This window comes from Acidobacteriota bacterium, assembly GCA_016712445.1.
Classification (GTDB): domain Bacteria; phylum Pseudomonadota; class Alphaproteobacteria; order Caulobacterales; family Hyphomonadaceae; genus Hyphomonas.
In genome coordinates, this window is record JADJRB010000001.1 from 568,464 (window position 1) to 594,430 (window position 25,967).

Genomic DNA, 25,967 nt, shown 5'->3' on the forward strand with positions numbered 1-25,967 from the left:
CATGACGCTGCGCACCCTTCTTTCGCCGCTGACCCGCCGCACCCGCTGGCGCGGAATCCAGGGCCTCTGGTACAACGAGAAAGGCGTCTCGGCCGTCGAGTTCGCCCTGATCGCGCCGCTGATGGTGCTGATCTATTTCGGCTGTATCGAACTCAGCCTGCTGATGCGCGTCGACCGGCGCGTGACGACCACCGCCTCCAGCCTCGGCGACCTCACGGCGCGTCTCGTGACGGTCAGCGACGCCGACATGCAGGAACTGTTCAACGCCGCGACCGTGACCATGCAGCCCTATTCGCTGGCGAATGCCCGTATGCGGATCACTTCGGTGGTCGACAACGGTGACGGCCAGACGCGGGTTGCCTGGTCGGACGGCTACCACATGACCCCCTACTCCACGAACGCCCTGATCACCGTGCCGGCTGGCCTGGTGCCCAGCCCCGGTTCGGTGATCGTCTCGGAAGTCGAGTACAATTACGAAAGCAATATCGGCTTCGTGCTCGACACGTCGCAGACGCTGAAGGACGTGTTCTACCTGCGCCCCCGCCGGGTCACGCAGATCGCACGCACCCAAGACGGCAACCCGGCCACCGGCTTCGGCCCGTCGAGCTAGCTGGTCTGATCGTCGGTCGCCGCCGCCGTCGGCTTGACGGTGAGCAGCGCGGCCAGGCCGCCGAAGAACAGCAAGGCAATCGCCGACATGCCGACGCGCTGGTCACCCGACCAGCGAGTGAAATGCTCGATCAGCAGCGGTCCGATCCACACCGTGACCGTGCCCGCAATCGCGTAGAGGCCGAAGAACTCCCCGCGCATCTTTGGCGGCGCCACATGAATCAGCATCGAGCGGCTCGACGAGATGTTGGCCGTCGCGAATACCGCAATCAGCGCGCCCTGTGCGAGGTAGATCAGGTCTGACGAGCCCGAGAAGAAGGGCGCGTCCCACAGCTTCACGTTCGGGACGAGCCCGAAGAAGGCCGAGTCGCGCGTGATCGACAGGCCGAGGAACAGGATCAGCACGATGGCGACGAGTTCGCCGACGAGGGCGTTCTTCGGGCCGACGCGCTGGTCGAGCCAGCCGCCGAAGATGCCGCCAACCACCGCCCAGGCCGAGGCCCAGATCGCATAGATGGTGAGCTCGATCAGGCCCCATCCGAGGAACAGGCTGACATACACGGCCCCCATGGTCAGCAGGGCGAACATGCCATCCGCATAGATGATCCGTGCAATGAGGAACTTGAAGGCCTCGCGGTGATGAGCCGCGCGCCGCACCGTGCGGATCACGCCCTTGGCGCCTTCGCTGATCGCGGTGATGGGCGAGGTGCCTTTCACCCCGGTGTCACGCGCATGGCGGAAGAAATACCACATCGAGGCGATCATCCAGATGCCGCACAGCGGGCCGGCGATCCGGAACTGCTCGAACCGGCTGGTGTCGATGCCGAACATCGCCTCCTTGGTCGGCCATCCGATGGCGTCCGGCAGGGCGAAGCAGATGACCAGCCCGACAAACATCACCGTGGCGACAGCATTGCCGAGCGCCAGCCCCATGCCCGAGACCGCCGGCAAGGCGGACGGCGCGGCCGCGTCCGGCAACATCGAATTGTGCGCGACCTCGCTATAGCTGAAGGCCACATAGGCCGCGATCAGCAGCGACATCACGGCCGTGGTGGAGAAACCTTCCGGACCCGGAATGGCCCACCAGAGCGACAGGCTGACCACCGAGATCAGCGCCAGGCAAACCAGCAGCAGCGGCTTGCGGCGCAGGCCCCGGTCAAACGCCGCGCCGAGGAAAGGCGCGGTGAAGGCCGCGATATAGCCGGCTGTCTTGGACAGGCTGGCCACCATCGCCTGCCCTTCGGCGCCGGCTGCCCGTCGCGCGGCTTCGGGATCCAGCCCGTCGAGCTTGCCGCTGGCGAGGATATCGGCGCCGACAATGTCGCGCGCGAAATACGGCGCGAACACATAGATGACGATGAGGATGTAGTAGGGATTCCGGACGGCCTCGAACCAGGCCCAGGCGAACCCGGTCTTGCCCAGTGCGCCGCCCTCCCCCGGTGGAATCGCGCGCGCGCCCACAGGGGCAGCGTCCAGAATCACTTCGGACATTTTGTTTCCTCCTGGCGCATGTGCCTGCGCTTGCTGGCGAAAGAGTATCTGTTCGCCGCGAAAGGGGAAGCGCCTTTGCTCATTCCCGCGCGTCAGCCTGGCCGGGCCTTGCCTGCTTTCCCCCGCCGCTGCGCTGCGATAGTCAGGGGCCGGGAGACCCCGCCATGCGAAGGCTGAAACTGACCGTCTCGACCGGCCTGCTAGCCCTGGCCGCCTGCGCCGCCTCACCCGGCATCGACCGGCCGGCGGCGCGCGAGCCCGGCTATGCGGCGCGCGAAGACGCGGTGCGCAAACCGTCCGACCGGTGCGGCCCGGAATTCATTTCCGACAACCTGCCGCCCTCCCTGGTCGCCTTCATGGCGCCGGCGCTCGACGGCCCGTTCCGCCCGGTCTGCAAGCGCCACGATGCCTGCTACGAGCTGCGTGAGCGTTCGCAGGCCTGGTGCGACCAGCGGATGCACGACGAGATGATCGGCATCTGCAATGCCGGGCGCGATCCGGCCTCGTTCGGGGCGCGCACCTGCCGGATGCGGGCCGAGGCCTACTACCGGATGGTCGACAATGCCTTCGGCGCCTACGCTTATGAAGGCGTGACCGGCGGCCGGCTCGGCGGCGCCGTCATCAGCGCCGGCCCGGACGGCGACCTTGAAATCTGCGTCACGGCAGAAAACAACACGGCGCTGCTGCAGCAATACGCGGTTGAACTGCGCTGGCCCGGCGGCGCGCGCATCGACCGCGCCCCGGGCCTCGGCGCGCGCAGCGTGCGGGCGGGTGACGCATCGGACTTCTGCGTCGGCGGCGGTCAGACCGGCGGCGACGTGGAGCTGCGGCTCTTGGCCGACCGGACGGACTCGCTGGCGATCAGCGGCGATACCGTTGTCGTTGAAACGCGCAGGATTGCGCGCCCCGGACCCGGCTAGAGCTTGCCGGCGAGTTCGCCTGCATATTTCGTGATGTCCCCCGCCCCGAGGCAGACGACCATCGCGCCCGGCCCGGCAAGTTTGCGCACGGCATCCGGCAACGCCTCGAGGCCCGTCAGCGCGGCGGCGCTCTTGTGTCCGTGGCGGCGGATCGAATTCACCAGCGCTTCGCTCGTGATGCCGGGGATCGGCGTCTCGCCCGCCTCGTAGACCGGCGCGACCAGCACATGGTCGGCCTGATCGAAACAGGTGGAGAATTCCTCGAACAGGTCGCGCAGGCGCGTATAGCGGTGCGGCTGGCAGACGGCGACCAGCACGCCCTTCCCTTGCATCGCGCGGGCGGCCTTCAGCACGGCGGCAATCTCGACCGGGTGATGGCCGTAATCGTCGATGATCCTGACCGGGGCCTGGCCCTTCACGGGCGTCCAGTCGCCGACCGCCGTGAAGCGCCGTTTGACGCCGCCGAACTTGGCCAGCGCGCCGCGGATCTGCTCGTCGCCGGCGCCCAGCTCCAGCGCCACGGCAATCGCCGCCAGCGCGTTCTGCACATTGTGCTCGCCGGCCATCGGCAGGGTCAGGCCGGTGATGATCTTGGGCTTTCCGGCCGCGCTTCGGATCTCGACATCGAAATGCGCGCCGCTGAGATCGGTCGTCAGGTTGGTGGCGCGCACATCGGCCTGCAGGTTGAAGCCGTAGGTGATGCGGCGCCGGTCGGTGACCCGCGCGGCCAGCGCCTGCACTTCCGGATGATCCGTACACAGCACGGCGAATCCGTAGAACGGCAGGTTCTCGACGAAGGTGTCGAACGCCTCGCGCAGCTTCTCCATGGTGCCGTAATGGTCCATGTGTTCGGGATCGATATTGGTGACGATGGCGCAGGTCGGGTAGAGCTTGGTGAAAGTGCCGTCGCTCTCGTCGCTCTCCACGACCATCCAGTCGCTCTCGCCTGCCTTGTAGTTCGAGCCATAGGCATGGATGATGCCGCCATTGATGACGGTCGGGTCGACCCCTGCCCCGTCAAGCAGGCAGGCGACCAGCGAGGTGGTCGTCGTCTTGCCATGCGTGCCGGCGATGCAGACCGTGTATTTGAGGCGTGTGATCTCGGCCAGCATGTTGGCGCGGCGCACCACCGGAATGCCGGCCGCGCGGGCGGCCTGAACTTCCGGATTGTCGCGCCGGATGGCCGAGGAAATGATCACCGTGCCGGCGCCGGTGACGTTCTCGGGCTTGTGGCCGATGAACACCTTCACGCCCCGTGCCCGGAGCCGCTCGACATTGGCGCTGTCGGCGACGTCGGAGCCCTGCACCTCGTAGCCCATGGTCAGCATCACATCCGCGATGCCGGACATGCCGATGCCGCCGATGCCAACGATGTGCGCGGGGCCGACGGAAAAGGGGGTGGGTGCGGTCATGCCGGTTTGCGTCCTAGATGGTGCGCCGCGTCAGCGACATGAGCAGTCCGGCAATCGCCGCCAGCAGCATCGCGCCGATGATCAGCGTCAGGAGGTTCTCGTTGACGGCGCCGCTGGCATAGCTGCGCGCCTCGCCGCTGCTGAGCGCCTGCGTATGTGAAAAGAACGACATCCAGAAGATGCCGACCGTGAAGCCCCACGCCGCCGACAAGAGGCGCGACGAGCCCTGGCTGAGCGTGCGCACCCCGCCCCAGACCAGCGCGCCGGCGGCGATGAAGTCGACGATCCAGAACGGCCAGGGCTGCCAGTTGCCCCAGTTGCGCACGACCTCGGCGATCGCGAGGAAAAGGCCGAAGCCAAGCGCCAGCAAAGCGGAGTTGCGGATCATAGTTCCGCGATCCTCTCGGCCATGTCGGCAAGCTCTTTCGCGGCGTCCGGCCTGGCGGCCGACTTCGCCGCCGCCGCCCGCGCCTTCAAGTCTTCCGGGTCGGACAGCCGCGCCGCGATCAGCGCGCCGAGCAGTTTCGGATTGACGTTCGCCTCCAGAAGCATGTCGGCCGCGCCCACATCGCTCAGCGCTTCGGCATTGGCAGCCTGATGGTCGTCCATCGCAATCGCGAGCGGGATCAGGATCGACGGGCGGCCCACGGCGGCCAGTTCGCTGACCGTGCCGGCGCCGGAGCGCGCGATGACCAGATGCGCATCTGCCAGCCGGTCCGGCATGTCGGAGAAGAAGGGCGCGAGTTCGCTCTCGATCTTTGCCGTGCGATAGACCGCACGCACCGCCTCGACCTGCTCTTCCCTCACCTGCTGCACGACCTTGATGCGCGCCATCAGCGGCGGCGGCAGTTGCTGGGCGATCGCCAGCGGCACCATCTCGCCGATGATACGCGAGCCCTGGCTGCCGCCGGTGACGAAGATGTTGAGCTGGCCGTCGGTCGGCGGGAAGGGCCGGCTGGCGGCGGCGAGGATGGCCGCGCGCACGGGGTTGCCGACCGGCATGTGCGGCGAGCCGGGGGGCAGGAAATCCAGCCGCTGGAAACCGCTCGCCACCAGCCGTGCATGTTTTGCAAACTGGCGGTTGACGCGGCCCAGCACGGCGTTCTGTTCGTGGATGATGATCGGCACGCCTTGCCGGCGCGCCGCGGCGAGGGCCGGGAAGGCCGGGTAGCCGCCGAACCCGGCCACGAGGGCCGGGCGGTGCTGTTTCAGCAGCCTCGACGCCTTGCCGATGCCGGCATTGATCTTCAGCATCGCGCCGGGCAGCTTCCACGGCTTGCGGAAATTCGGCGAGGCCGCCTCGATCTCTTCCTTCCAGTCGGCCGGGAAATCGGCGGCATAGCGCAGGCCGCGCGAATCCGAGATCAGCGCGGTCTTCCAGCCGCGCGCGCGCAGCTCGTCGGCGAAGGCGCGCGCCGGGAACATGTGGCCGCCCGTGCCGCCTGCCGCGATCACGACCAGTTTTTCAGCTTGGATGTCAGCCATACGGCCCGCGGCTCCTCGTGCCTTCTCCGCGCACGAGAGCAAGCGCAAGGCCGAGCGTCAATCCCATGCCCACCATCGACGAGCCGCCATACGAGATGAAGGGCAGGGTCAGGCCGGTGGGCGGCAGCAGCGCCAGGTTGACGCCGATGTTGACGGCGGCCTGGATGGCGAACAGGGCAAAAAGGCCGGAGGCCGCTGCCCGGGCGAACCCGTCCTCGATGCGCGACGCAGCGCGAAAACCCCGGATCGCGATCAGCCCGAAGATGGCCAGCACGGCGATCACGGCGACGAGCCCGAATTCCTCGGCGATGACGGCGAAGATGAAATCGGTGTGCGCCTCGGGGATCTGCAGCTTCACCTGCCCCTCGCCCGGACCCGTTCCGAACAGGCCGCCGCGCCGCGCAGCCGCCGCCGCCATATCGATCTGGAACGTGTCGAGATTGCTCGACGGGTTGAAGATCATGTCGACCCGCCGCTTCACGTTGGGCACGACGAGGTAGAGCAGCGTGGACAGGATCGCCCCGCCACCGGCGAAGCCGATCACCCAGCGTTTCGGCATGCCGCTGACGAAGAAGGCGGTCAGGAACGCCGCCGACAGCAGCGCGGAGCCGCCCACATCCGGTTGCAGCAGGAAGAGGACCAGCGTGGCCGCATAGAAGGCAAACGCCGCCACCAGCCAGGGCCCGGCCGGGTAGCGCTCGCGCTGCGCCAGCAGCCAGGCGCACACGACGATCAGCGTCGGTTTGACGATCTCGCTCGGCTGGACCGAGAAGGCGCTGAACCGGAACCAGCTCTGCGCGCCGTTGACTTCGCGCCCCAGCGCCAGCACCAGCGCCATCAGCGCGAGCGAGACGAGGAACAGCACGGTGGCGAAGCGGCGCGCCCATTTGCGTTCGAGCGTGCTGACGGCCAGCATCAGGCCGATGCCGATGGCAGCATGCACGCCCTGCCGGTAGATGAAGTGATAGGAGTCCGGGTAGCCGATCCGCTCGGCGGCGGAGGGGCTGACGGCTAGCGACATCAGCAGGCCGATGGCGGCCAGCAGCAGGATGCCGGCGACGAGGCCCCAGTCCAGCGTCCGGCGCCATTCGGTGAACCAGCTGGCGTCGGCGCGGGGCAGCAGCGGCGCGGCGGAAGCCGACTGGGTCACGCGGACTCCTTCAGCGGCGCCGGCATCATCGACTTGACGAGGCTGCGGAACACGTCGCCGCGATGCTCATAGTCCTTGAACTGGTCGAAGCTGGCGCAGGCCGGCGAGAGCAGCACCACCGGCGAGGTATCACCTGCCGCCAGCGCGTCGCGGAAGGCGGCGTCGACCGCGCGGTCCATCGTGCCGCAGGCCTGCACCGGCACCTTGCCTTGCAGCGTGGCGGTGAAGGCGTCTTCCGCCTGCCCGATCAGGTAGGCCTTGGCGATGTTCGGGAACAACGGGGCGAGTGGCAGGATGCCTTCCGCTTTTGGCACGCCGCCGGCGATCCAGTAGATGTTCTTGAAGGCGCGCAGGGCCTGCGCGGCGGCTTCGGCATTGGTCGCCTTGGAATCGTTGACGAAGCGGACGCCGCTGACCGAGCCGATGTTCTCCATCCGGTGGGCAAGCCCGGGGAAGGATTTGAGGCCGGCCATGATCGTCGGCGCGTCGAGGCCGAGCGCGCGGCACACCGCGAAGGCGGCGGCGGCGTTCTGGCAATTGTGACGGCCCTGCAGGGCCGGGCAGTCTTCCATCTTCCCGATGAATTCCGCCTTGCCGCTGAGATTGTCATAGAGGCGGCCCTCGACCGCGCTGACGCCCTTGCCCAGCGTGTAGGTCGAGGAGATCTGTGTCACCCGCTGCGGGCCGCTGGCGGACAGTCCGATGGCGATGGACTGCGTGTAGATGTCGTCGAAGCCGACGACCGCCATGTCCTGCGGCGTCTGGTTCTGGAAGATGCGCATCTTGGCGGCCTGGTAGCCGTCCATGCCGCCATGCCGGTCGAGATGGTCCGGCGACAGGTTCAGCATCACCGCCACATTGCAGTGCAGGCTCTTCACGAGGTCGAGCTGGTAGGACGACAGCTCGAGCACATAGATGGCATTGGAGTGCAAGGCGGCGAGGTCGAGCACGCCGGTGCCGATATTGCCGCCGACGCGGACATCGCGGCCCGCCTCCTTCAGCACATGGCCGACCAGCGAGGTGGTAGTGGACTTGCCGTTGGTGCCGGTGATGCCGACGATCTTCGGACGGCTGCGCTCGGGCATCGCCTGCACGGCGCGGGCGAAGAGTTCCATGTCGCCGATCACCGGCACGCCGGTCATCTCGGCCATCCGCACCAGGCGGTGCGGCTGCGGGAACTTGTAGGGAATGCCGGGCGACAGCACGAGCGCGGCAAAGGTCTGCCAGTCGCGCTTGTTGATGTCCGAGAGGGCAATACCGGCGGCTTCGGCCTTGGCGCGGGTTTCCTCGTTATCGTCCCACGCATGGACGCGCGCGCCGCCGGCCTTCAGGGCCAGCGCAGCGCTGAGACCCGTGCGGCCAAGGCCATACACGGCAACGTCTCGTCCAGCGTATTCGGTAATCCGGATCATCGTGCGCGGCTCACCTCAGCTTCAGCGTGGCAAGGCCCGCGAGGGCGAAGAGGACCGAGAGGATCCAGAAGCGGACGACGACGCGCGTTTCCGGCCAGTTCTTCTTCTGGAAATGGTGGTGCAGCGGCGCCATCAGGAAGATGCGCTTGCCCTCCCCGGTCAGGCGCTTGGTGATCTTGAACCAGCCGATCTGGGTCAGCACCGAGACGGCTTCGATCACGAACAGGCCGCCGATCACGACGAGGGCGAACTCGTGCTTGGTGGCGACGGCGACGACGCCGAGCATGCCGCCAAGGCCGAGCGAGCCGGTGTCGCCCATGAAGACCTTGGCCGGGTAGGCATTGTACCAGAGAAAGCCCATGCCGGCGCCGATCATCGCGCCGAGCACGACGGCAAGCTCGCCGGCGCCAGGGGCGAACTGGATGCCGAGATATTCGGCGAATACGAAGTTACCGGTGAGGTAGGCGATCATCGCATAGGCGGCAGCGGCGAAGGTCATTGGCACGATGGCGAGGCCGTCGAGCCCGTCGGTGAAGTTCACCGCATTGGCGGCGCCGACGATGACGATCATCCCGAACAGAATGAAGAAACCGCCCAGCGGCAGGAAGTAGTTGTTGACGAAGGGCACGGCGACACCGCCGGAGAAATCCGGATCGGCGGGCTGGACCGAGGTTTCCGGCGCGAGCATGGCGATCCACTCGGCGAGCGGGTTCAGTGGGCCCCACTCGGCATGGCCAGCCGGCGTATGTGCGCCGTGCAGGCCCATGATCACGGCGCAGGCAAGGGCGGCGATGCCGAACCCGGCGATCAGGCGCGCCCCGGCCGAGACGCCATCGGTCGATTGCTTGGTGACCTTCGCGAGGTCATCGAGGAAGCCGAGGAAGGCGTAGGAGAAGGTGACGAACAGCGTGACCCAGACATAGGGGTTGCGCAGGTTGCCCCAGAGCGCGACGGCGACGATCAGGCCGAGCCAGATCAGCAGGCCGCCCATCGTCGGCGTGCCCTTCTTCGACATCTGCTGTTCCAGCGAGAGGTCGCGGATCGGCTGGCCCTTGCCCTGGCGGGCGCGCAGCGAGTTGATCATCGCATCGCCGAACAGCACCGTGATCAGGAACGCGGTGACCACCGCGCCGCCGGTGCGGAACGTGATATAGTTCAGCAGGTTGAGGGGTCCGCTTGGCGCGGACAGCCATTCGTACAGCATCAGCTTGTCCTCGCAGTCCCTTCTGGACCGCTTTCCATCTTGCCCAATCCGGCCGCTGCACTCCATTGGCGCAGGCGGTCCGCTAACCGTCCCATCCCGGAGGCATTCGACCCTTTGATCAAGAGCAGATCGCCGTCCTTCAGGGCTTTTTGCAGCTGATTCCACAAGTCATCCGCTGACGGAGCAGATGCCTGGGGAAGACCCGGCGGCAACGCCTCGGCGAGGCGCTGCATTTCGGGTCCTGCGAGGAATATTCCATCGACCCCCGCTTCAGCGATCGGACCGGCCAGGGCGACATGCTCCTGCGCCGAGGTCGACCCGATTTCGCGCATGTCGCCGAGCGCCGCGAGGCGCCGCCCGCCGGTGCGCTGCGCGAGCGATTTCAGCGCCGCCCGCATGCTGGCAGGGTTTGCGTTGTAGGCGTCGTCGATCAAAGTGAAACTTCCGCCATCTGGCAGCGCCAGCGTCTCCGCCGTGCCGCGTCCGGGCGGCGGCGCGTAGCCGGACAGCGCCTCGGCGCACTCGGCCACCGAGCGTCCGGTCTGGCTGGCGGCGAGCAGGGCGGCGGCGACGTTCATCGCCCAGTGTTCGCCGACCGCGTTGATCGACACATTCGCCGCGCGCCCGACCACATCGACCGAGATCCGGCTGGTGCGGCCATCGGTCTCGTAGCCGGTGACGCGCGCGGTGGCGTCGGCCGAGCGGCCGAAAGTTTCGACATTGCCGGTGGGGCAGAGTTCGCGGGCCCGGCCCGAAAGGAAATCGAGGAAGGCGTCTTCGGCCGGCAGGATGATCGTGCCGCCCGCTTCGAGGCCGGCGAAGATGTCGGACTTCTCGCGCGCGATCGCCTCGACCGAGCCAAGGCCTTCCAGATGCGCCGCCGCGATATTGGTAATGATGCCGATCTGCGGACGCACCATCTGGCTGCGCGGCGCGATCTCGCCGGGCGTGTTCATGCCGATCTCGAACACCGCGCGCTGCGTCGCTTCCGGCATCCGCGCCAGCATCAGCGGCACGCCCCAGTGATTGTTGAAGCTCTTGGCGTTGGAGTGAGCCGGGCCGAAGGCGGCATAGATGCGCGCCAGCATTTCCTTCACGGACGTCTTGCCGGCAGACCCGGTGACCGCCGTGCGGATCGCGCCGCAGCGGATGCGGGCGGCAATGCCGAGCGCCGTCAGCGCCTCCAGCACATCGCCGACCATCACGGCGCGGGCACCTGCGACCGGCTTCGAGACGAGCGCGCCGGCGGCGCCGGCCTTGAAGGCGGCGTCAACGAAGTCGTGCCCATCGCGCACATCGGTCAGCGCCACGAACAGATCGCCCGGCTGCAGCGTGCGCGTGTCGATCGACACGGTGCCAGTGACCGTGAAAGCCTGCTGGGCGCTGCCGCCAGTGGCAAGTTCGATGTCTTCGGAGGTCCAGAGCGGCGCGGTCACGCGAGGCTCCCGGCGAGCGCGGCGCGCGCCTCGTCCTGGTCGGAGAAGGGCAGCACGTCCTTGCCGACGATCTGCCCGGTCTCGTGTCCCTTGCCCGCGATCACCAGCGTGTCGCCCTTCTTCAGTTCGCGGATCACCGTGCGGATCGCTTCGCCCCGGTCGCCGATCTCGCGCGCGCCCCTGGCACCGCCGAGGACCGCTGCGCGGATCTTCGCGGCATCTTCCGAACGCGGATTGTCGTCGGTGACGATCACATCGTCGGCCTGGCGGCTGGCGATCTCGCCCATGATCGGGCGCTTCTTGGCGTCGCGGTCGCCGCCGCAGCCGAAGATCACCTTCAGGCGGCCGGCCGTGTGCGGACGCGCGGCGCGCAGCAGCACGTCGAGGCCGTCCGGCGTATGGGCATAGTCGACGAACACGGTCGCGCCGGTTTCAGTCCGGCCGACATATTCAAGCCGGCCCTTGACCGGTTTCAGTTTCGACAGGCCCTCGGCTACGGCCGGGAACTCCATGCCCAGCGACAGGCAGATTGCGGCGGCCGCCAGCGCGTTCAGCGCCTGGAACTCGCCGATCAGCGGCAGCTCGACTGGCTTCTGTTCGACATCGCGCCAGTAGAGGAACAGCGACTGGCCGGCCTGTTTCGGCATCAGCTCGTCGATCCAGAGGTCTTCGCCCTTCCAGCCGAACGAGACGACCTTCAGGCCAGCGTCTTTGGCCGCCGCCTCGAACACGTCGCGCTGCGGGCTGTCGGCATTGACGATCGCCGGCACGCCTTTCGGCGCCAGCGACTTGAACAGGCGCAGCTTCGACTGGAGATATTCCTCCATCGAGCCGTGGTAATCGAGATGGTCCTGCGTGAAGTTCAGGAAGCCGACGGCCGCGAGATCGACCCCGTCGAGGCGGTGCTGCTCGAGCCCATGGCTGGAGGCTTCCATCGCGCAGTGCGTGACACCCTGCCCGGCCAGGATTTCCAGTGTTTCGTGGATGGTCACGGGATCGGGCGTCGTGTGGCCGACATCGATCTTGCCGGCCGGGCCGATGGCGCCGAGCGTGCCCATCGAGGCGGCTTTCAGGCCGGCGCTGCTCCAGATCTGGCGGGCAAAGTCGACCGTCGAGGATTTGCCATTGGTGCCGGTGATGGCGACCACGGTGGCAGGCTGGGCCGGGTGGAAACGCTTGGCCGCAAGGGCGAGGGCGCGGCGCGGTTCATCGGCCACCACATGCGGCAGGCCGCCGGCGTCGGCGCTGCCATCGGACAGGATCGCGGCGGCGCCCTGCTGGCGCGCCATCGCTGCGAACTTCGCGCCGTCATGCACGCTGCCCTTCAGCGCCGCAAACAACCAGCCGGGTTTCACCTGGCGGCTGTCGGCCGTCATGCCGAGGATCTCGGTCTCGCCGTTCTCGGCAAGCGGGAAGAGGTCCTTCAATTTCACAGATTGCTCCTTTCTGGAGACATGTCGACCTGCCCGGTCCGGGCGGGGCGCTGATCGTCGAAGCGGGGGGTGACGCCCAGCAAGGGCGCGACGCGTTCGATGATCCGGCCCGCCACGGGGGCCGCACTCGCCGACGCCGTTGCACCGCGGCCCGCGCGGGCCTGCGGATTATCCAGCGTCACGATCAGGGCATATTGCGGGCCATCCTCGGGAAACACCGCCGCAAAGCTCGAGATATTTGCGTTCTTGTCATAGGCGCCGTTGACCGCGATCTCGCCGGTGCCGGTCTTGCCGGCCACGCGGTAGCCCGGCACGTCGGCGGTCTTGCCAGAGCCGCGCAGCACAGATTCGCGCATCATGCGGGTGACCGTCTCGGCGGTGATCGCCGACATCAGCCGCTTCGGTTCGGGCTTGCGGGCGGGGTCGAGGATGAGCGTGGGCTCGGCCATCTCGCCGCCATTGCCGAGCGCCGCGAAGGCCGACAGGAAGGCCAGCGGCGAGACGGCGAGGCCGTGGCCGAAGGCGATGGTGGTGGCGGCGGTCTCGTCGAACTGCGGCGGCTGGATCGGCTTTGCGCTGCCCGGCAGCTCGATCGCCGCCTTGCTGAAGAGGCCCGCCTCGGTGAGGAAATCCTTCTGGCGCCGGCTGCCGAGTTCGCGGGCCACATGCACGGTGCCGATATTCGAGCTCTCGACGATGATCTCGGTGAGGTTGGCGCTCCTGGCGAACTTGTGGGTATCGGTGATCTCGAACCGGCCGAGCTTGATCGGCTGGCTGACATCGAACTGCTGCTCGGGGCGCACCGCGCCGGCATCCAGCGCTGCCGCCAGGGTCAGCGGCTTGAATACCGAGCCCAGCTCATACACCGCCGCAATGGCGCGGTTCATGCGGGCCGGATCCGTGGACAGATAATCGTCCGGCCGGTTCGGGTCGTAGGAGGGCCAGCTCGCCATCGCCAGCACTTCGCCGGTGTGCGTGTCCATCAGGATGGCGGCGGCGCCGGCCATCTCGAAATCCTGCGCGGCCGTGGCGAGTTCCATTTCAACGGCGGTCTGGGCGCGCACGTCGAGGGTGAGGCGCACCGGTTCGTCGCCCGCTTTCAGCGCCTTGTCGGAGGCAAGCTCGATGCCGGCGATGCCCTTGCCGTCGGGATTGACCTGGCCGAGCACCTGCCCGGCCAGCTGGTTCATCGGATAGAACCGGCGCACCTCGGTGCGGAAGCCGAGGCCTTCCAGCTTCAGGTCCATCACGCCCTGGCGCTGGTTCGGCGTCAGGCCGCGCTTGACCCAGACGAATTTCAGCGACTTGTCGGCCAGCTTTTCGCGCAGGTTGTCGCTCGCGACATCCGGGAAGGTTTTCACCAGGCCGTTGTAGATTTCCTCCGGGTCCCAGACGAGGCTCGGATTCACGAACAGGGACGACGTCTCGACATTGGTGGCGAGCAGCGTCCCGTTGCGGTCAAGGATCGAGGCGCGCAGCGCCGCCGGTTTGACTTCGGCGACTTTCACCTCGCCTTTGTCCGGCACGCCGCTCAGCGCCAGGTATCCGCCTCGCCCGGCCATGACGACAAACAGCCCGCAGAGCACCAGCCCTGCCAGCCGCGTCCGGTCGCGCGAGGCTTCGCTCATGGCGTGGCCTCCGGGGCGGGTTTGTCCGCCTGCGGATCAGTGCCGGTGACCATGGCGTCGCTCGGCGGGCCGACGATCTTGTCAAGGTCATCCTCGTCAACGATCTGGTCGGCCTTCGGCGGCACCATGCCGAGTTCCTTGCGCGCGTACTCCTCGAGCGCATCGCTGCGGCTCATATGGGCGAGCTCGGTTTCGAGCACCGCCTTCTCCTTTTGCGCCTGCTCGATCTCGGCTTCGACCGCCATCAGCTCGGCCTGCGTATCGCGGGCGCCGTACTTGGCGCGGTAAAGACTGAAAACGAGCAGGGCCGCGACCAGCAACCCGAAGAAAAATGCACGCCGGCTCATGAGGAAACCTCCAGCTCAGATATCGGCGGCAGGTCCATTCCGTCGTCCGCCGGACTCGCAAAAGCAGCCGCCTGTGTCCGGCGCGCTGCCCGCAGTCTTGCAGAGCGTGCCCGTGGATTGGTTTCCACTTCGTTTTCAGATGGTTGCAGCGCCTTGTTTGTAATCTGCTCGAAGCTCGGCGCCCTGGTCTTGGCCATCAGCGGAATGTGGCGCGAGCCGGCCGGCACGCCGCCGGCGCGCTCGCGCAGCCATTGCTTCACCAGCCGGTCTTCGAGCGAGTGGAACGAGACGACCACCAGCCGCCCGCCCGGCTTCAGCACCTTCTCGGCGGCGGCGAGGCCGCGCGCGAGTTCGCCAAGCTCGTCATTGACGTACATGCGGATCGCCTGGAACGTCTGCGTCGCAGGATGCATCTTGGCTCCCCGGCGCCCGCCGACGGCGGCCTCCACCAGGGCCGCAAGATCTGCCGTTGTTTCAAAGGGTTGCGAGGCGCGCCGCTCGACGATCGACCGGGCGATACGGCGCGCGTTGCGCTCCTCGCCGAGCCGGAAGATGATGTTGGCGAGGTCGCGCTCGGCCATCCGGTTGACCACATCGGACGCCGCCGGCCCGGACGCGCCCATGCGCATGTCCAGCGGGCCGTCCTTCATGAACGAGAAGCCCCGTTCCGACTCGTCGATCTGGAAACTGGACACGCCGATATCCAGCACCACGCCGTCGACCTGCGGGTGACCGGCCTGCTCAAGCAGGGTGTCCATGTCGCCAAATCGTCCGAGCAGGGGCACCAGCCGCGGATTTTCCGCAGCCAATGCCTCCGCCCGGACAATCGCGTCGAGGTCCCGGTCGATGCCGAGCACCTTGCAATTTGCAGCCTTCAGGATGGCGCGCGTGTAGCCGCCGCCGCCGAACGTGCCATCGGCAATCACGTCGCCGTCCGCCGGCGCCAGCGTCTGGAGCACTTCGCCCAGCATCACGGGTAGGTGGCCGGGCGCAGCCGGCGGGCGGGCAGGTGTGCGGGCGGCCATCATCCGGCCTCCCCGCGCGAGGCAGCCGCACGGCGCCGGCGCACTTCGCGGTAGGCCGCATGGAAGGCGTCAAGGGTTTCAGGCTGCTGCGCGACGCCGGTCTGGCGCGCGCGGTGGGCTTCGAACCGGGCGGGATCCCAGATCTTGAAGCTCTCGATCGCGCCGGTGAACCGGATGCGGCCCGAGATGCCCGCCGCCTCGCAGAACTCGTCCGGCAGCTTGATGCGGCCGGTATCATCGATCTTCAGGTCAGCCGACCCGGCGATCACCGAAGTGACGAAGGCTTCGCGAACCGGGGATTGCAGGGGAAGCTCCGCCAGGGTCTCGGCGTAGAGCTCCATCAGCGCCTCGCCGCCGCCCTCCAGGGCGCCCGAGCCGTCGGGGGCTATCCAGATGAAAACGCGGGAGTTTCCACCCAGCGCAGCGCGAAAGGGAGCCGGGATCGAAACCCGCCCTTTTGCGTCAATAGCGCCCTCATAGGTGGAATAAAACACCCGACCGTCCTGTTCTGGATTTGCCTCAACCCCGCCATGGGTAAACCATGTGTAAACGTGGACTATCATGGGCACGTATGGGCCTCAATGGGCGCTTCGAGCGAATCGGGATTTCCACACAAGTCCAATAAGAGAACAAAAAGCGGTCATCGGCGGAACTGGTTGTACACGGACGATGGGATCGCGTGGGAAGGGAGAAATTTCCGCCGCCTTTTCCAGGACTTGCAGCCGTGTGTGGCCCTGCGGCATCGGTGCCTCCCGAAGCAGAGAATCTACCCGGACGCGCATTCAACCTTACCAGCCCGCAATGTCGCTGCCCAAAAATCAGCCGCCCCTGCGGCGTCCTGGACGCATAAAGGGAATTGATTGTTCTGCGCCCGCGCATAGATACAACCTATGTCACTTCCCACCCTGCGCCAGCTCCAGTTCCTCGTCGCCCTCGGCGAAACCGGCTCGTTCTCACGCGCCGCCGAGGCCTGCCATGTCACCCAGCCGACGCTGTCGGCCGGCATCAAGGAGCTGGAAGACATGTTCGGCGTGGCACTGGCCGAGCGCGAGGCGCGCGGCGCGTCCCTCACCCATGCCGGCGAAATCGCGGCGGCGCGCGCCTCTGCCCTGCTCGCCGACGCGCACGCCCTCGTGCAGGCGGTCACCACGTCCGGCGCGCTGTTTTCGGGGCCTTTCAACCTCGGCGCCATCCCGACCATTGCGCCCTTCGTCCTGCCGCAGACTGTCAGCCTGCTGACGAAGCGTTACCCGGACCTCAAGCTCTACCTGACCGAAGACCGCACCAGCCGCCTCGTCGACCAGCTGAAGGCACGCACACTCGACGCCGCCTTCATCGCCCTGCCCTGGGACGCGCCCGGCATCGAGACGCTGCCCTTGTTCGACGACGAATTCCTGCTGGCCGCGCCGGCTGCCCACCCGCTTGCCCGCAAGAACGGCCTGTCGCCGGAAGACCTGAAGGACGAGGACCTGCTGCTGCTCGAGGACGGGCACTGCCTGCGCGAGCATGCGCTGTCGGTCTGCCGCCTTAAGGGCGGCGCCGGCCGCGAACAGGTCGCGGCCACCTCGCTCGGCACGCTGGTCAACATGGTGGCCGGCGGCCTCGGCGTCTCGCTGATCCCGCGCCTGGCCGCCGACAATGGCCTGACGCTCGGCCCGGACGTCGCCGTGCGCGCCTTTGTCACCCCGATCATCGGCCGGCAGGTCGGCATCGCGTGGAAAGCCGGCAGCCCGCGCGCCGCCGAAGCCCGCCAGCTGGGCGAACTCGTGCGCGACCAGCTGCGCCGCGCGCCGGCCGCCTGAAGGCGCGTCTCCGCCGCCACACCGGGAAAAATTCGGCGCGAGGGGCTTACGGCGCGGCCCGAACCGGGCGTAAGTCGCCCGGCGCCAACAGGGCGCGGGACGGCAGCACGCATGAAGCTCAGTGACTCCTGGCGGGCAACCCTCGCGGCCGGCGCGGTCAACCTCGTGCTGGGCGCCAACCTGCCCTACCTGCCGGTCTGGATGGAGGAGGTCGCCGGCATGTCGGGCGCCGAGATCGCCGGCGCCGGCACGCTCGCCATCCTGATCCGCATCATCACCGGCCCGCTCTCGGCCGGGATCGCGCAGGACCACGGCCTGCGGGGCACGCTCGCCACCGTCATGGCCATCGCGCTCGGCGGCTATGTGCTTCTCTTCCCGGACTCGCCGCGCGCCGTGGATTTCTTCCTCTGCGTGCTGGTCTACAGCGCGATGAACCTTGTCGGCCCGCTGTTCGAGGCGGTCCTCGTCTATGGCACGCGCTATGGCCGGCCGGACTATGGCGAGGGCCGCGCGCTGGCGTCGGTGGCGTTCGTGATGGCGAACCTCGCGGGCGGCGCCGTGCTGGGGGCATGGGGCGCCGACTGGGTACTGGTCTACCTGATCGCCGCCTCGGTGATCGCATCCATTGGCCCGCTGCTGACCAAGCGCGGCGCGCGCTCCGTGCTCGCCCGGCGCAGCCTGTTCTCGACCTTCACGCAGGCCTTCGCGATGTACCGTCAGGCCGGCGTCTTCATCTACATCTTCGCGGCGGCGCTGATCCAGGCGAGCCATGCCGCCTATTATTCCTTCGCGTCGAACGTCTGGATCGCGCAGGGCATCGATGGCGGCCATATCGGCGCGTTGTGGGCGACCGGCGTGGCCGGCGAGATCCTGCTGCTCGCCTTCTCGCGCCAGCTCCTGAAGAACACCACCGCCTACCTGCTGCTCTGGCTCGGCGGCTTCGGCGCGCTCGTGCGCTGGACAGCGGCGGGTTTCGTGCTGCCAGTGGAGGCGGTCTACGGGTTCCAGCTGCTGCACGCGGCGAGTTTCGCGCTGACGCATATCGGCACGATGCGCTTCCTGCAGGCGAACCTGCCTGACGAACAACTGCCCCTCGCCTACGCAGCCAATGGCGCGCTGGTATTCGGCCCGGCGATGGCGATTGCGGGTCTCGCCTCCGGCCTCGCCTACGACCTCCTCGCGCCGGGCGGCATCGAGGCGCAGACGCGGATCTACTGGCTGATGGTGCTGGTCACGCTGGCGGGCCTCGGCTTCACCTGGTTGGCCCGGCCCGTGACGCGCCCGGCGAGCGCCGACGCGGCCTGACCGGTCACACCCGCGCAAACAGTCCGTCATAGGAACGCACCATCAGCGCGTCGTCGACGGCGAGTTCCGCTTCGAACCCGGCGGCCACGCCGAGGTCGACATAGCGCCAGACGCCGGGCGCCACCGGCACGTAGCGCTGGCGCGAAGCCCGCACGCTGAGATCCAGCGCATTGACGTAGAGCGCGGTGAGTTCACCGCCGGTCTCTCCCAGCATGCGCAGCGCGAGGCTGTTGCAGAACGGCGTGGCCGACACGTCGATCTCGTCGCAGGCTGCAAGGTCCGACCGGGCGGCGCCGTCGACGATCCAGGCCTCGGGCAGGCGTTCGATGGTCATGCGGCGCTGGCTGGTCATGTCGCGCCGGTCGATCACCAGTGAACGAGTGCGCCACGCACGATCAAGCTGCCAGTCGAGGCGCAGCTCGAGGGGGAATTCGCCCGCACTCAGCAGGCTGGTGCGCACGCCGATGCCGGAATGGCCGTGCGTGACCCAGGTCACCTCCAGCCCGTCCCGGTCCAGTCTTCGCCAGCAGAAAGTGTGTCGCATCGCGGTCCAACGCGCCCCTGCCGTGTTCGTTGCCCCAAGGGCGGACAGGGCCGCTTGACTCGCATGATATATAACATGTTATATATCATGTATCGATGAGGGAGGCGTCCTTGGCGCGCGATGTTTTGGCAGAGATGGGATACTTGGCGTTGGGCAGCCGCCTGAAGCGCCTCGCTGAGCGGATGCAGGCGGACGCGACACGCGCCTTCGCCGAGCGCGGCGTACCGGTACAGGCCACGCATTTCCCGCTGCTGGCGGCACTGACCACCTATGGGCCGCTCAGCGTCAGCGAAGCGGTCGAGGCGGTCGGCATCAGCCAGCCGGCGGTGACGCGCATCCACAACAGCCTGCAGAAGCTCGGCCTCACCCGCACCATGCCAGTGAAGGGCGACAACCGCCAGAAACAGATCCGCCTGACCGCCCGCGGCGAAGCGCTGGTGGAAGACATGAAACACGCCATGTGGCCGCACGTGCGCCGCGCCGCCCAGCAGCTGAGCGAGGGACCGGACGCCGACATCCTGACGCTGATCGGCCGGCTGGAAGAGGGCTTGCAGGCACGCCCGCTGAGCCAGCGCATCCAGGACGAGATCACCGCGGCCAGCGGCGCGCCCGCCTTGCGTCTGGTCGAATATGATGACCGGCTCGCGCCGGAGTTCGACGCCATCACGCGCGAATGGGTGTCCGACATGTTCGTACTCGAACAAAATGACATCAAGATCATCGAGAACCCGAAGGGCATGATCCTCGACCGGGGCGGCGAGATCCTGTTCGTGGAAGCGGGCGAGCGCGGCATCGTCGGCACCTGCGCGCTGATGCCGGTCGAGGGGGCGAGCTTCGAGCTGACCAAGATGGGGGTGCGCGCCTCGGCGCGCGGCCTGAAGGCGGGCGAGTTCCTGCTGGACCGCGTGCTCGACCGCGCCCGCCAATTGCCGATCGGCGAGTTGTTCCTGCTGACCAACCGCAAATGCGCCGCCGCCATCCACCTCTATGAAAAGGCCGGCTTCGTGCACGATGCCGGCATCATGGAGCGTTTCGGCAAGCGCTACGCGCGGTGCGACGTGGCGATGTCCTACGACCTGACACGCCCGCCGCGGGGCTGACGAAAAAAGGCGGCCCCGCAAGGCCGCCTTTCCGTCTTCCCTTTGACTCCGGTGCTTAGCCGGCTTCGCGCTCGCCGCGCACGTCGAGATCGTACTCGCGCACCTTGCGGTAAAGCGTCGAGCGGCCGATGCCGAGACGGCGCGAGACTTCGCTCATATGGCCGTCATAGAATTCGATCGCATACTGAAGGATGTCCTTTTCGATATCCTGCAGGCTGCGCAGCTCGCCGTCCTTGTCCTTGATCGCCACCGGCGTCGACAGGTCGGCCGGGCCCGCATCGTTTGCGGCCACCGGGAGCGGCGCGCGCTCCGGCAAGGCAGGCAGGCTGGTCACATCCGCCGTCTGGCCGGAAATCTGCGGGAAATCCTGCGGGCGCAGCAGGTCGCCGTCGCACAGCACCACCGCGCGGAACACGGCATTCTCAAGCTGGCGCACGTTGCCCGGCCAGTCATGCGTGCGCAGCATCTGCATCGTCTCCGCCGACGCGCCGGCGACTTTCGCGCCCTCGCTGGCATTGAAACGGGCGATGAAATGATCGACCAGCGCCGGGATATCCTCACGCCGCTCGCGCAGCGACGGCATGTCGAGCGGGAACACGTTGAGACGGTAGAACAGGTCTTCGCGGAACGTGCCGTCCTTCACCTGCTGGGCAAGGTCGCGGTTGGTGGCCGAGATGATGCGCACGTCCACCTTGGTCGGGCGGCGCGAGCCGACGGCATCCACCTCCCCTTCCTGCAGGGCACGGAGCAGTTTCACCTGCGCGTCGAGCGGCAGTTCGCCAACCTCGTCAAGGAACAGCGTGCCGCCATCCGCCTCGACAAACTTGCCGAGCGATTTCGTCACGGCGCCGGTGAAGGCGCCCTTTTCGTGGCCGAACAGGATCGACTCGACCAGGTTTTCCGGGATCGCGCCGCAGTTGACCGTCACGAACGGCTTGCCCGCGCGGCCCGAGGCCCCCTGGATGCAGCGCGCCATGACTTCCTTACCCACACCGCTTTCACCAAGGATCAGCACCGGGATGTCCGATGTCGCCGCCCGCTCCGCCATACGGATCACACCGCGCATCGAGGCCGCCGAGGCAATCATGTCCTCGAAGCGCATGCCGCCTTCGGCCTTGCGCGACAGGCGTTTCACTTCGCCGGTCAGGCTCTGCATCTTCAGGGCGTTCCGGATACTGACGACCACACGTTCCGGGTTGGCCGGCTTGACGATGAAGTCCACCGCGCCGCGGCGCATCGACTGAACGATCGTGTCGATCCCGCTGGTCGCGGTCAGCATGATCACCGGCAGGTCGCTGCGCCGTTCGGCCAGCTTGTCCAGCGTCTCCATGCCCGAGAGGCCCGGCATCGTCAGGTCCAGCAGGACCACATCGATGCCCTCACGCGCATCGCACGACATCGCGATCCCGGTCTCGCCGTCCGGCGCCGTGCGGCAGGCAAAGCCCGCCTTCTCCACGGCAGCCTGCAACAGGCGGCGCTGGGTCGGATCGTCATCGATCACGAGGATAGTCTTGGCCATGGTATCACCCTTCACGTATTATCCGTGCACGGACGCCATCCGGCATGCCGTTCCACATCGTTACGCCCCGTTCTGACACAGAGGGATGGAATTACGGTTGGCGAAATCCTTTGAATTTCAACGATTCCCGCCCTGCCCCGCATTAACCTGCGACGCGCCCGCCCGCCTGCCCCCGCGCCTGCAGCCGCCGCAGCACATCCAGCGGTGCGCCGCGCGCCTGTCCACCGGGATCAATTAGACCTCCGCCCAATGCTTTCTTAAGGTTTCTGGCGCAACAAACGGGTTAACCAGCACGGAATTCAAGCCCATGGCCGCTACCGGGCGACAGCCTTTGCCGTCCTCGCAGGCGGCGCCCGCGTCCCGGCCCGCCCGCCTGTCGGCCGCAGACGAGGCGCTGTTCGCAGACCTGGTGGAAGACTGCCTGCCGGCCCTGCGCGCCTATGCCCGCAAGCTCTGCAAGGACCCGCACATCGCCGACGACTGCGTGCAGGATGCCTGCATCCGCGCGCTCTCGGCCTTTGCCAGCTACGATCCGGCCCGCGCCTTCCGGCCGTGGATCTTCCGCATACTGCGCAATGAATGGCTGCAGCGCCTGCGCCGCGACCGGCGCCTGGTGGCCACGCCCGACGAGACAATCCACACGTTGCTGATCGACGAGCGCACGCCCGAGGCGGCCGCCGACGGCGCCGGCGTGCTGGCCGCCATCGCCCGCCTGCCCGCCGACATGGCCGATGCCATCAGCCTCGTGCTCGGCCTCGGCTTCTCGTACGAGGAAGCCGCCGAGGCCTGCAACTGCGCGCCCGGCACCATGAAAAGCCGCGTCAGCCGCGCCCGCGCCCTGCTGGTCGAACAGCTCGACCCGCCGCGCCGCGCCGCCTAGTTCACTGCCGCCTGGTTGACCGGGGGGCCGTCGAGCCCGGCCATCGCATAGACCAGCTCCGGCGGCACCGGCGGCTCGAACCGCAGCCCGACGATATCGCCGACCTGCCAGCGCAGCACGGCGCCGATGCGGCGCGGCTCGCGCTCGCCCGGCAGGTGGGCCAGCAGGTAGACATCGCGGGTCTCGCCGGCCTTGCCGCTGACCGACACGCGCGCGCCGGAGGCCGACACATCGCGCAGCCAGCCGGCGCAGGCCTGGCTCATGTCGACCCAGACAAGGCGCACGGACAGGTCGGCCGGAAGCCGCACTTCCTGCCGCCCGCCCGATCCCTCGGGCGCGTCCGCTCCATCCAACTCGGCCTTGCACATGGTTACCCTATGCTTGCGAAGACCGGAAAGTTCCTTGGGGTGGGGATTTTTTATCGCAGGTGCGCGAGGATTTAATTGGAGCCCGTAGCCACGAGCCTTCAGGTCTTGATGCCGCCGGTACGCCCTATTTTCGAGAGCTCTAAATTCCCCCCTTGCGCGAAGGTTAATGAAACGTAAAAGTGGAAAGCCACAGACGAGACGGGGGCCTGGGGAGGGGCATCGGCTGATGGCGAAAGATACCGGCGCAGACAGACCGCGCAAAGGCAGCATCTGGGGCGTATGGCGCTGGACCACAGTGTTTATATTCAGTGGACTGACATTAGCTCTGGCAGGCGCTGTGATCCTGGCCGCGCCCTTCTTTGCTGAACTCCAGTCACAGAAGGCCGATTGGCTCGCCCTCGGCTGCCTTGCCGCAGGACTTTTCGCCGCCAACATGGCCCGGATGCTCCAGATATGGGGGCGGCTGAAACCCGCGCTCGAAAAGCCCGCGCGGAAGAGAAAAGTGGACGAGCGCGGAATAGCGCACCAGGGGTTTCGCGAGCTGTTCGTCTACGCCTTTGTCCTCATCGTCGGACTCACCGCATTCACCTTTCTCTCCGCTCAACCGGGTCTTTTACCGTGGAACGATCTCGATCTGCACGGCACCAGAGTTGACGACGCCAAAGTGTTCCATGTCGCTGCCTTGATCTTCAGTCTGGGTTTGGCCCTGGTCCCTGCCTTGTCAGCGATTTATTTGCAGGCTGCGGCAGAGGAAAAAACGCACGCTCGGGTGCTTTTCAGAAGAGATGCGATTTCGCCGCCTTCATTCTGGGTTGGCGCCGGAATCCTGTTGAGCATCGTTGCCTTGGCCAGTTGGGCCGCAAAAGTGTCGGGCAATGAGTCCGCCGAACTCGCCTCAAACCTGACCTTCTTCGTTACGTTAGGCGTTATCGCGCTGTTCGTCGCCTTCATATTCCTGCCCCACATCATCCGGTATCTTGATGAAGCTGGAGAAAGCGGCGGACTGAAACCAATGGGTGCAAACCCCATCACTTTTCCTGCCTACGCCGCCAGCTACATCGATTCTGTGCTTGTCCGCATCGTCGCCCCTCTCACGGGCGCGACGCAGAAGGGCCGCGGCATTCCCCACAGTTTCGTTCTCTTGTCACTCATTCCGCTGACTGCGCTGGGGTTCGTGCTTGCACCGCCTTTTGGCCTGATCCCGATTGGCCTCGGAATGCTAATGGTGATTGCCCTCGGGCGCCGCTGGGCATGGATTGAAGAAGACCGGGAGACTGCCTCGCGCCTGCTCAAAACGGAGAGCCCGGAGATTCAGGTCGGCTTCGACAACGACCTCAAAGATGAAGCGCTGCTCGGCTATGCGTCTTTGTTCTTGCTCGTGCCACTTGCGCTTCATCAGATCTACGGATGGCAGACCACAGCATTCGAAATCACAGATGCCAACCGTGCCACCAACCCATTTATTGCCTGGCTAAGCTTTTTTGGCGCCGAGCTCGCGAAAGCCGTGCCTTTTGTCGACTGGTGGGAAATCTACCAGGTCGATCTCAGTCCCCCCATCGAGGCCGCCGCTGACAATCCACTCGGCAAACACCTCACCTTCGCGGCGCGGGCAATGGTGGACCTTGTGATCATGGCCGCGCTCTTCCAGGCTATAGCCATCTGGCAGCGATCTCGCGCCCAGAAGAGGCTCTACCAGATCGGACATGTGAATCACTTCGAGCCTTTCGCCGAAAGGGACTTCTTCGAAAGCGCTTTCAGAGGCAGGACGCAGCACCCCCGCCCTGAGTTTCTCGATCAGATCAAGGCTCACATAATTGCGCGTGAGAACCTCCGCCTTCCCGGCGAGCCTTACAATCCTGAGCGCCTCGCCGACCTTCTGAACTCAGACAGCCCTGCGGTGCGCCGCACGGCCCTATGGATGGTTGAGGAGTTCAAACTATTGACCGGCACGCCGCCGGAGCAAATCCGCCAGCTGCGCCAGCACTGGTTCAACCTTTCCTTTCCGCAGCTCTCAGGCTCTCAAGTACCTTCCGAGCGCAAACGCCTGCTCGAAGAGAAACACAAATTTGAGCAACTCCTCGCCGAACTGATGGACGACACCAGCGTCGTCCGGCTGGACGAGACCGGCGTCCTCCTTGGCCTCATCGAAGACATCCGACAGATTCCTGAATTGTCTTTCGCCCAAATCGAGGCGCTCCGGCTCTTTGGAATGCTGCGCAACGAATACGCACTTCTGGCGCTCGCGGCACATGTACTGCCGCCGACAGAGACTGAGTGGCGTCAACGGATCCAGACCAAGTTTGGCCGGGCGCCAAATCTTTTCCTCGGACAGGCGCCTATGCGCATCAAGGTCTACGAAGCGCTGGAAGCTTTCGGAACCAACCCGCCCGCAACACGGGGCATTCATCGCAAGACTGTGACGTTCCTGAAGCTAATGTCGGAAATCGACGGAGCCGATCCGGCGCGCAACCGCGCCCGCCGCGCGGCTGAGAAAGTCGAGGAGGCGCTGAATGCGTTGGCGCTCAGCGAGGTTGATGACGAAGCGGAAGAGTAGCCCCTACCCCCGCAAAATCTTCTCCATCGCCTTGCCCTTGGCGAGCTCGTCGATCAGCTTGTCCATGTAGCGGATCTCGCGCATCAGCGGGTCTTCGACCTCTTCCACACGCACGCCGCAGACGACGCCGGTGATTAGCGCGCGCGCCGGGTTCGGCTTCGGCGCCTCGGCGAAGAAGGTGTCGAAACTCGCCGCCTTGTCGATCTGCTTCTCGAGCTGTTTCTGCGTGTAGCCGGTCTGCCAGCGGATGATCTCGTCGACCTCCGCTTTCGTGCGCCCCTTCTTCTCCGCCTTGGCGACATAGGCGGGGTAGACCTTCGCGAAGGCCATGTCGAAAACCTTG

At 66.7% G+C, this 25,967-nt stretch carries 24 protein-coding genes; 7 read left to right on the forward strand and 17 right to left on the reverse strand.

Annotation, left to right across the window (positions count from 1 at the left end; translation table 11 throughout):
- Nucleotide 1: 1 nt before the first annotated feature.
- Nucleotides 2-610, forward strand: a complete 609-nt coding sequence (locus IPK75_02870; GenBank protein ID MBK8197288.1) for a pilus assembly protein — start codon at nt 2-4, stop codon at nt 608-610.
- Here IPK75_02870 and IPK75_02875 read toward each other — a convergent pair.
- Nucleotides 607-2,100 carry an MFS transporter gene (locus IPK75_02875; protein ID MBK8197289.1) on the reverse strand — a complete coding sequence of 498 codons (1,494 nt, stop codon included), beginning with the start codon at nt 2,098-2,100 and terminating at the stop codon, nt 607-609. The genes IPK75_02870 and IPK75_02875 overlap by 4 nt on opposite strands.
- Nucleotides 2,101-2,264: 164 nt before the next feature.
- On the opposite strand from IPK75_02875, the gene IPK75_02880 reads away from it, so the two are divergent.
- Nucleotides 2,265-3,020: a hypothetical protein gene (locus IPK75_02880; protein MBK8197290.1), complete on the forward strand. Its 756-nt coding sequence runs from the start codon at nt 2,265-2,267 to the stop codon at nt 3,018-3,020.
- On the opposite strand, the gene IPK75_02885 is transcribed toward IPK75_02880, so the two are convergent.
- The 12 genes from IPK75_02885 to IPK75_02940 are packed head-to-tail and all read right to left on the reverse strand — an operon-like array spanning nt 3,017 to nt 16,115.
- A complete protein-coding gene (locus IPK75_02885; protein ID MBK8197291.1) occupies nt 3,017-4,432 on the reverse strand; it encodes a UDP-N-acetylmuramate--L-alanine ligase in 1,416 nt (471 codons plus the stop codon). The genes IPK75_02880 and IPK75_02885 overlap by 4 nt on opposite strands.
- A 13-nt stretch (nt 4,433-4,445) precedes the next feature.
- Nucleotides 4,446-4,820: a hypothetical protein gene (locus IPK75_02890; protein ID MBK8197292.1), complete on the reverse strand. Its 375-nt coding sequence runs from the start codon at nt 4,818-4,820 to the stop codon at nt 4,446-4,448.
- Nucleotides 4,817-5,917 carry an undecaprenyldiphospho-muramoylpentapeptide beta-N-acetylglucosaminyltransferase gene (gene murG / locus IPK75_02895; GenBank protein MBK8197293.1) on the reverse strand — a complete coding sequence of 367 codons (1,101 nt, stop codon included), beginning with the start codon at nt 5,915-5,917 and terminating at the stop codon, nt 4,817-4,819. The genes IPK75_02890 and murG overlap by 4 nt, the downstream gene beginning before the upstream one ends.
- Complete coding sequence (locus IPK75_02900) at nt 5,910-7,067, reverse strand: cell division protein FtsW (protein MBK8197294.1); 1,158 nt, start codon at nt 7,065-7,067, stop codon at nt 5,910-5,912. Before IPK75_02900 ends, murG begins: the two co-directional genes overlap by 8 nt.
- A complete protein-coding gene (locus IPK75_02905; protein MBK8197295.1) occupies nt 7,064-8,479 on the reverse strand; it encodes a UDP-N-acetylmuramoyl-L-alanine--D-glutamate ligase in 1,416 nt (471 codons plus the stop codon). The genes IPK75_02900 and IPK75_02905 overlap by 4 nt, the downstream gene beginning before the upstream one ends.
- A 10-nt stretch (nt 8,480-8,489) precedes the next feature.
- Nucleotides 8,490-9,683, reverse strand: coding sequence for a phospho-N-acetylmuramoyl-pentapeptide-transferase (locus IPK75_02910; protein ID MBK8197296.1), 1,194 nt, complete (start codon nt 9,681-9,683; stop codon nt 8,490-8,492).
- Entirely contained in the window at nt 9,683-11,119 is a 1,437-nt protein-coding gene (locus IPK75_02915; protein ID MBK8197297.1) for a UDP-N-acetylmuramoyl-tripeptide--D-alanyl-D-alanine ligase, read from the reverse strand. The genes IPK75_02910 and IPK75_02915 overlap by 1 nt, the downstream gene beginning before the upstream one ends.
- Nucleotides 11,116-12,552 (reverse strand): UDP-N-acetylmuramoyl-L-alanyl-D-glutamate--2,6-diaminopimelate ligase, encoded by a 1,437-nt coding sequence (locus IPK75_02920; GenBank protein MBK8197298.1) that lies wholly within the window; start codon nt 12,550-12,552, stop codon nt 11,116-11,118. Before IPK75_02920 ends, IPK75_02915 begins: the two co-directional genes overlap by 4 nt.
- Nucleotides 12,549-14,180 carry a penicillin-binding protein 2 gene (locus tag IPK75_02925; GenBank protein MBK8197299.1) on the reverse strand — a complete coding sequence of 544 codons (1,632 nt, stop codon included), beginning with the start codon at nt 14,178-14,180 and terminating at the stop codon, nt 12,549-12,551. Before IPK75_02925 ends, IPK75_02920 begins: the two co-directional genes overlap by 4 nt.
- On the reverse strand, nt 14,177-14,527 hold the full coding sequence (ftsL, locus tag IPK75_02930) for a cell division protein FtsL (GenBank protein MBK8197300.1): 351 nt from the start codon (nt 14,525-14,527) through the stop codon (nt 14,177-14,179). Before ftsL ends, IPK75_02925 begins: the two co-directional genes overlap by 4 nt.
- Complete coding sequence (rsmH, locus tag IPK75_02935; GenBank protein MBK8197301.1) at nt 14,524-15,552, reverse strand: 16S rRNA (cytosine(1402)-N(4))-methyltransferase RsmH; 1,029 nt, start codon at nt 15,550-15,552, stop codon at nt 14,524-14,526. Before rsmH ends, ftsL begins: the two co-directional genes overlap by 4 nt.
- Nucleotides 15,552-16,115: a division/cell wall cluster transcriptional repressor MraZ gene (locus IPK75_02940; protein ID MBK8197302.1), complete on the reverse strand. Its 564-nt coding sequence runs from the start codon at nt 16,113-16,115 to the stop codon at nt 15,552-15,554. Before IPK75_02940 ends, rsmH begins: the two co-directional genes overlap by 1 nt.
- A gap of 327 nt (nt 16,116-16,442) precedes the next feature.
- On the opposite strand from IPK75_02940, the gene IPK75_02945 reads away from it, so the two are divergent.
- On the forward strand, nt 16,443-17,354 hold the full coding sequence (locus tag IPK75_02945) for a LysR family transcriptional regulator (GenBank protein MBK8197303.1): 912 nt from the start codon (nt 16,443-16,445) through the stop codon (nt 17,352-17,354).
- Between the two features lie 111 nt (nt 17,355-17,465).
- A complete protein-coding gene (locus IPK75_02950) occupies nt 17,466-18,659 on the forward strand; it encodes an MFS transporter (protein MBK8197304.1) in 1,194 nt (397 codons plus the stop codon).
- A gap of 4 nt (nt 18,660-18,663) precedes the next feature.
- Here the strand turns inward: IPK75_02950 and IPK75_02955 are convergent, their stop codons facing one another.
- Nucleotides 18,664-19,203: a putative glycolipid-binding domain-containing protein gene (locus tag IPK75_02955; protein ID MBK8197305.1), complete on the reverse strand. Its 540-nt coding sequence runs from the start codon at nt 19,201-19,203 to the stop codon at nt 18,664-18,666.
- A gap of 110 nt (nt 19,204-19,313) precedes the next feature.
- Here IPK75_02955 and IPK75_02960 point away from each other — a divergent pair, with 110 nt between their 5' ends.
- The gene (locus IPK75_02960) at nt 19,314-20,303 is read left to right on the forward strand and encodes a MarR family transcriptional regulator/GNAT family N-acetyltransferase (protein ID MBK8197306.1); all 990 of its coding nucleotides are present in this window, start codon (nt 19,314-19,316) and stop codon (nt 20,301-20,303) included.
- Between the two features lie 55 nt (nt 20,304-20,358).
- Here IPK75_02960 and IPK75_02965 read toward each other — a convergent pair whose 3' ends face one another.
- A complete protein-coding gene (locus IPK75_02965; GenBank protein ID MBK8197307.1) occupies nt 20,359-21,822 on the reverse strand; it encodes a sigma-54-dependent Fis family transcriptional regulator in 1,464 nt (487 codons plus the stop codon).
- Nucleotides 21,823-22,129: 307 nt separating this feature from the next.
- Here IPK75_02965 and IPK75_02970 point away from each other — a divergent pair, with 307 nt between their 5' ends.
- Entirely contained in the window at nt 22,130-22,702 is a 573-nt protein-coding gene (locus IPK75_02970) for an RNA polymerase sigma factor (GenBank protein MBK8197308.1), read from the forward strand.
- On the opposite strand, the gene IPK75_02975 is transcribed toward IPK75_02970, so the two are convergent.
- A complete protein-coding gene (locus IPK75_02975) occupies nt 22,699-23,070 on the reverse strand; it encodes a PilZ domain-containing protein (GenBank protein ID MBK8197309.1) in 372 nt (123 codons plus the stop codon). The genes IPK75_02970 and IPK75_02975 overlap by 4 nt on opposite strands.
- Nucleotides 23,071-23,296: 226 nt before the next feature.
- Between IPK75_02975 and IPK75_02980 the strand changes: the two genes are divergently transcribed.
- Entirely contained in the window at nt 23,297-25,624 is a 2,328-nt protein-coding gene (locus IPK75_02980) for a hypothetical protein (protein ID MBK8197310.1), read from the forward strand.
- 3 nt (nt 25,625-25,627) lie between these two features.
- On the opposite strand, the gene IPK75_02985 is transcribed toward IPK75_02980, so the two are convergent.
- Entirely contained in the window at nt 25,628-25,954 is a 327-nt protein-coding gene (locus IPK75_02985; protein MBK8197311.1) for a DUF2200 domain-containing protein, read from the reverse strand.
- Between the last annotated feature and the right edge of the window lie 13 nt (nt 25,955-25,967).

Excerpts from the sequence above, each read along its gene's own strand:
- IPK75_02870 (MBK8197288.1), top strand. The coding sequence starts at position 2 with ATGACGCTGCGCACCCTTCTTTCGCCGCTGACCCGCCGCACCCGCTGG.
- IPK75_02875 (MBK8197289.1), bottom strand. The coding sequence starts at position 2,100 with ATGTCCGAAGTGATTCTGGACGCTGCCCCTGTGGGCGCGCGCGCGATT.
- IPK75_02880 (MBK8197290.1), top strand. The coding sequence starts at position 2,265 with ATGCGAAGGCTGAAACTGACCGTCTCGACCGGCCTGCTAGCCCTGGCC.
- IPK75_02885 (MBK8197291.1), bottom strand. The coding sequence starts at position 4,432 with ATGACCGCACCCACCCCCTTTTCCGTCGGCCCCGCGCACATCGTTGGC.
- IPK75_02890 (MBK8197292.1), bottom strand. The coding sequence starts at position 4,820 with ATGATCCGCAACTCCGCTTTGCTGGCGCTTGGCTTCGGCCTTTTCCTC.
- murG (MBK8197293.1), bottom strand. The coding sequence starts at position 5,917 with ATGGCTGACATCCAAGCTGAAAAACTGGTCGTGATCGCGGCAGGCGGC.
- IPK75_02905 (MBK8197295.1), bottom strand. The coding sequence starts at position 8,479 with ATGATCCGGATTACCGAATACGCTGGACGAGACGTTGCCGTGTATGGC.
- IPK75_02910 (MBK8197296.1), bottom strand. The coding sequence starts at position 9,683 with ATGCTGTACGAATGGCTGTCCGCGCCAAGCGGACCCCTCAACCTGCTG.
- IPK75_02925 (MBK8197299.1), bottom strand. The coding sequence starts at position 14,180 with ATGAGCGAAGCCTCGCGCGACCGGACGCGGCTGGCAGGGCTGGTGCTC.
- ftsL (MBK8197300.1), bottom strand. The coding sequence starts at position 14,527 with ATGAGCCGGCGTGCATTTTTCTTCGGGTTGCTGGTCGCGGCCCTGCTC.
- rsmH (MBK8197301.1), bottom strand. The coding sequence starts at position 15,552 with ATGGCCGCCCGCACACCTGCCCGCCCGCCGGCTGCGCCCGGCCACCTA.
- IPK75_02940 (MBK8197302.1), bottom strand. The coding sequence starts at position 16,115 with ATGATAGTCCACGTTTACACATGGTTTACCCATGGCGGGGTTGAGGCA.
- IPK75_02945 (MBK8197303.1), top strand. The coding sequence starts at position 16,443 with ATGTCACTTCCCACCCTGCGCCAGCTCCAGTTCCTCGTCGCCCTCGGC.
- IPK75_02950 (MBK8197304.1), top strand. The coding sequence starts at position 17,466 with ATGAAGCTCAGTGACTCCTGGCGGGCAACCCTCGCGGCCGGCGCGGTC.
- IPK75_02955 (MBK8197305.1), bottom strand. The coding sequence starts at position 19,203 with ATGCGACACACTTTCTGCTGGCGAAGACTGGACCGGGACGGGCTGGAG.
- IPK75_02965 (MBK8197307.1), bottom strand. The coding sequence starts at position 21,822 with ATGGCCAAGACTATCCTCGTGATCGATGACGATCCGACCCAGCGCCGC.
- IPK75_02970 (MBK8197308.1), top strand. The coding sequence starts at position 22,130 with ATGGCCGCTACCGGGCGACAGCCTTTGCCGTCCTCGCAGGCGGCGCCC.
- IPK75_02975 (MBK8197309.1), bottom strand. The coding sequence starts at position 23,070 with ATGTGCAAGGCCGAGTTGGATGGAGCGGACGCGCCCGAGGGATCGGGC.
- IPK75_02980 (MBK8197310.1), top strand. The coding sequence starts at position 23,297 with ATGGCGAAAGATACCGGCGCAGACAGACCGCGCAAAGGCAGCATCTGG.
- IPK75_02985 (MBK8197311.1), bottom strand. The coding sequence starts at position 25,954 with ATGGCCTTCGCGAAGGTCTACCCCGCCTATGTCGCCAAGGCGGAGAAG.